7 protein-coding genes are annotated in these 3714 nt (G+C 39.6%); 2 read left to right on the forward strand and 5 right to left on the reverse strand.

The genetic code is table 11. The features are described from left to right. A partial coding sequence (locus VF500_RS22100) for a carbohydrate-binding family 9-like protein (protein WP_330861756.1) occupies positions 1-741 on the reverse strand: 741 nt, incomplete at its 3' end. Next, on the reverse strand, positions 738-1145 hold the full coding sequence (locus VF500_RS22105; RefSeq protein ID WP_090528071.1) for an EVE domain-containing protein: 408 nt from the start codon (positions 1143-1145) through the stop codon (positions 738-740). The genes VF500_RS22105 and VF500_RS22100, both read right to left, overlap by 4 nt. Positions 1146-1439: 294 nt before the next feature. Between VF500_RS22105 and VF500_RS22110 the strand changes: the two genes are divergently transcribed. After that, positions 1440-2084 (forward strand): hypothetical protein, encoded by a 645-nt coding sequence (locus VF500_RS22110; RefSeq protein WP_330861757.1) that lies wholly within the window; start codon positions 1440-1442, stop codon positions 2082-2084. On the opposite strand, the gene VF500_RS22115 is transcribed toward VF500_RS22110, so the two are convergent. Further along, complete coding sequence (locus VF500_RS22115) at positions 2060-2209, reverse strand: hypothetical protein (RefSeq protein ID WP_330861758.1); 150 nt, start codon at positions 2207-2209, stop codon at positions 2060-2062. The genes VF500_RS22110 and VF500_RS22115 overlap by 25 nt on opposite strands. Before the next feature lie 21 nt (positions 2210-2230). Between VF500_RS22115 and VF500_RS22120 the strand changes: the two genes are divergently transcribed. Continuing rightward, positions 2231-2512: a hypothetical protein gene (locus VF500_RS22120; RefSeq protein ID WP_330861759.1), complete on the forward strand. Its 282-nt coding sequence runs from the start codon at positions 2231-2233 to the stop codon at positions 2510-2512. A gap of 81 nt (positions 2513-2593) precedes the next feature. On the opposite strand, the gene VF500_RS22125 is transcribed toward VF500_RS22120, so the two are convergent. After that, positions 2594-3124, reverse strand: coding sequence for a hypothetical protein (locus VF500_RS22125; protein ID WP_330861760.1), 531 nt, complete (start codon positions 3122-3124; stop codon positions 2594-2596). A gap of 270 nt (positions 3125-3394) precedes the next feature. Continuing rightward, on the reverse strand, positions 3395-3714 hold a 320-nt coding region (locus VF500_RS22130), incomplete at its 5' end, for a hypothetical protein (RefSeq protein WP_330861761.1).

A 3714-nucleotide genomic window follows, 5' to 3' on the forward strand; every position in this document is an offset into this window, starting at 1 on the left:
ATTATCCTGTAGTTTCACATATTCGCCGTTCTGCACCTTCGTATCATACTGCACCCGCGAAAAATTGATACGCCACAAAGTACCATCCTTTATCACAGCGTGGTTAAAGCCACCGGCTATGGCTTTAAATGGGATAGCCATTTCAACCGTCCAGCCTTTATCCGTATCCGAAGGGTTATTCAGCGTACCCTGAACCTTTACTGCCGAACGTAAGCCATGCGTATCCCAACCGGTTACTGCAGCGCCATTGTTACGATACGGCTTGGTTAAAAACAGGTCGAAAATGGTATTGAGGGCATTTACCTCAATTTCAAAATATTTATGTGTGCTGTTAGTGGGATCGATAAACAACTCAAAGTCATTGTCGCGGTAAACAATATCATCATGATGTTTAAGCGTAGCCCAAACATGCGGATCTTTGATCCGTGCTGCAACATACAGGCAGCTATCGTCCCAAAGCATTTTAACGTTAGTTTGCAGCGGCGGCTGCGGCTTAAGGCGACCTTCAATATCCTGGAAATCCTTAGTCCATCTGGCCTGCTGCCATACGGCATCTTCCACATTGCCATCAATTACCGGCGCTTGCTTAACATGTTTTACAACATAGCTTTCAGGAACAGTAAATGAATCAGGAAACTCCTTGAAAACATCCTGTGCTTTCACCAGCCCGGGCAATGCAAATAAGGCAGCGGTGATTCCCGGTTTAATCAAACGGCTCAGGCAGGTACTTACTGATCTCATTTACTGCCCAGCGCTAAGATATAATCAAACTCTTCGCGCTTTACTCCCATTACTGATAAACGTCCCTGCCTTACCAGGCCAATATCCTGCAATTTAGGATCGGCCTTGATCTGCTCAAGGGTTACCGGTGTTTTCAGGGCCTCAACCGGTGCCAGGTCAACAACTACCCAATTGGTATCATCAGTTGTAGGGTCCTGGTAGGCTTCCTTTACTACTTTGGCTATGCCCACTATCTCTTTACCCTCGTTACTGTGGTAAAACAAAACCAGGTCGCCCTCCTTCATTTCCCTGAGGTTATTACGTGCCTGGTAATTGCGCACGCCATCCCAAAAGGTACGACCATCCTTATTAAATTTTTCCCAGCTGTATTTAAAGGGCTCACTCTTAACTAACCAATGTTGCATTTGTACAGTATAAATTTTTGTAACGTAAAAATGTAAAAAAGGCGGGAGAAACTGAAATGTACCGCAGGCTATTCAGGGTATTGTTACACGGAGATTACGGGTTGGAGTGGTGATGTAGGGGGTAAAGATCCAGGCTGCTATGGGAATAATAAAAGAACAAGCTTTCAATTTGGTATATAACTTATATTTATTATGGTGCTATTATCGGAGAGGCTTAACTATGAATGACGTTCATATGAATAAATAAGCGTCTTTATTTATATTTGAGTAAAAAGACAATCTAAACCCAATTCGATGGCAAATGCAGAAGAAAATCTGATAACAATACTTAAAGAAAAGTATGAATATGAGAACGAACGTAAACGATATTATGACGGAGTCATATCCTTACCTGTAACTTTATTGGGGTTTATTGTTGCCGGGGTTTATTTTATTGTTAATGATGAAAACAAAGTACCTTGGTTCGAAAAATCAAAACCATTTTTTATCTATCCTTTAATATTAACTACAGTTGTAAGCATGTATTTTCTATACAGGGTATTTTTCGGGTTAAAAAGAAAATATTGCTCTTTTCCTGAAACTACAGATGTAATGAAGGATTATAAAAACATTAAAGACTATTATGCTAATCAACCTCAAAACAGCCAAACTCAAAAGAACATAGACAATGACTTCATAATTAAATGGTATACAGACATCAATGACAATAACATTAAGGTGAACGATACCAGAATGAATAATTTTCATTATTCCAAATTTAGTATTGGAATATCCTATTTATTAGGTATATTGGTATTCGGATTATATTGCGTAACCAAAATAAGTCATAAACCAATGGCAAAACCAGCTACGGTTCAAACACCACCTCCGCCACCCAAGCCTGCTCCTTCGCCGGTTAGGAGGGAAAGAAGTGATCAACCAACTAAACCTGCAAAATAAATGGCAAAGAGTCCTAACAAATTAATTTCGCCAAAAATCATGGCACCAAAAATTGTTGCTGCCCCCAAACCAAGCCCTTCACCAGTTAGACAAGAGTTAAGTGTGGTACTTAAATCTAATTCCAAGAAAAAGTAAATTTTTGTGATATGGCTGATGATGAAATTCCAAACCCGCAAGATGAAGTTACTGCAACTCCTCAGCCTGTTAAGCCACGCCCGTCCGCGGTAAGAGCCGAATATCGCTCCAAAACCAGAATAGACTTGGATGAAGCTATACCACACTATAGCTTACCGTCTCCAAGCTATCAATCAAAAGCAGATATTGGAAGACCAATCCTTACAATAGTTTTAAAGCTATTAGTGTATATAGGAAGCATTGTTGGTTGGGTTTTCATTTTCAAGTGGGTTTATCATCTTATTTTCCCATAGCGCTTTATTGATATCTGTATTGTACAATCATATATTGACGATATCAAGCTACTGTTGTATAAAGCGCTAATAAACCTCTAATTATTTATCATTACTGGTCAACAACTGCGTTAACCTTTTAGCATTCTGCGCATTTATGGCATTGGTTAAGGCCACAGAGGTATAAACAGCTATCCCCTGTTCGTCATCTGGGTGATAGCTCAACAATAGTTTTACCGTGCGCGATTCCCACAAATAAACATCCTGATAATCATTAGGCTTTGCGGTGAACGTACCGTACCAGTGCAGGAATTTACTAAGCATTTTATATCCCTGATCGCGGTTAAAGAAAACGTAAATGTTCACGATCTTGTCCTGGTAAGTACGTATACAAATATGACTTGCTGTTAACCCGCCTTCCAGGTCCAGCGGTTTATCCGAATGATATTCATAGGTGATACAGCTATCGGCATCGGGCTTGCTGCCTTCGCCGTCAAGATAAGTTAAACCCATCGCCTGTTCACCGGTCGGGAAGCCTCCCAAATTAAATCCGCCAATACCGTTCCGGGCTTTTAAATAACTTAGCGATCCAACTTTCCCAGCCTGCGAAAAACCGGGCGAGTGTAAGCACATGATGATCAAAAGCCCTGTGACTACTCTGTAGGGCAAGCAGCAAAAAAACTTAGCTTTCATATCCCTCCTCCCTGGTTTTACGTTACTTAAATAAGTACCATGACTGATACTTAATAATGTTGCGTAAAACGAATTTGAAGAAATAATCAGCTGATTATCACATGATAATAACGATTGTATAGCAAATTGAACTGCTTTTACACTTTATTACACAGATATCTGTTTACTTTTTTCGCAAGGATGTATAACAAACTGCAGAAAAATTTAATATTAATCGGTTAGCATATATGCCCTAAGCTTATGCTGTAATGCTACAGCCTGGGTAATGAGGTTTTTATCTGTGATATATTGCTCAAAGCCTACATCAGGCCCGATAAGATGTTCTTTAAAAATATCCCTGAACCTTGAATACTTTAACGCTAAATTCCACTTGCTTTTCAGGTATTCAAAAACCTGTTCGTCCTCTTCTATTAACATCGAATAATTGACAACGACAAAAGCATCACGGGGCAGTGTTTCAATACAATTCAGGATATCCTGATTGTAAGCTATCCAAACTTTTAAATATTCGGTAGCATGTTCATTGTAAA

Origin of the sequence: Mucilaginibacter sp., from assembly GCF_036383575.1 — a bacterium.
Taxonomy (GTDB): domain Bacteria; phylum Bacteroidota; class Bacteroidia; order Sphingobacteriales; family Sphingobacteriaceae; genus Mucilaginibacter.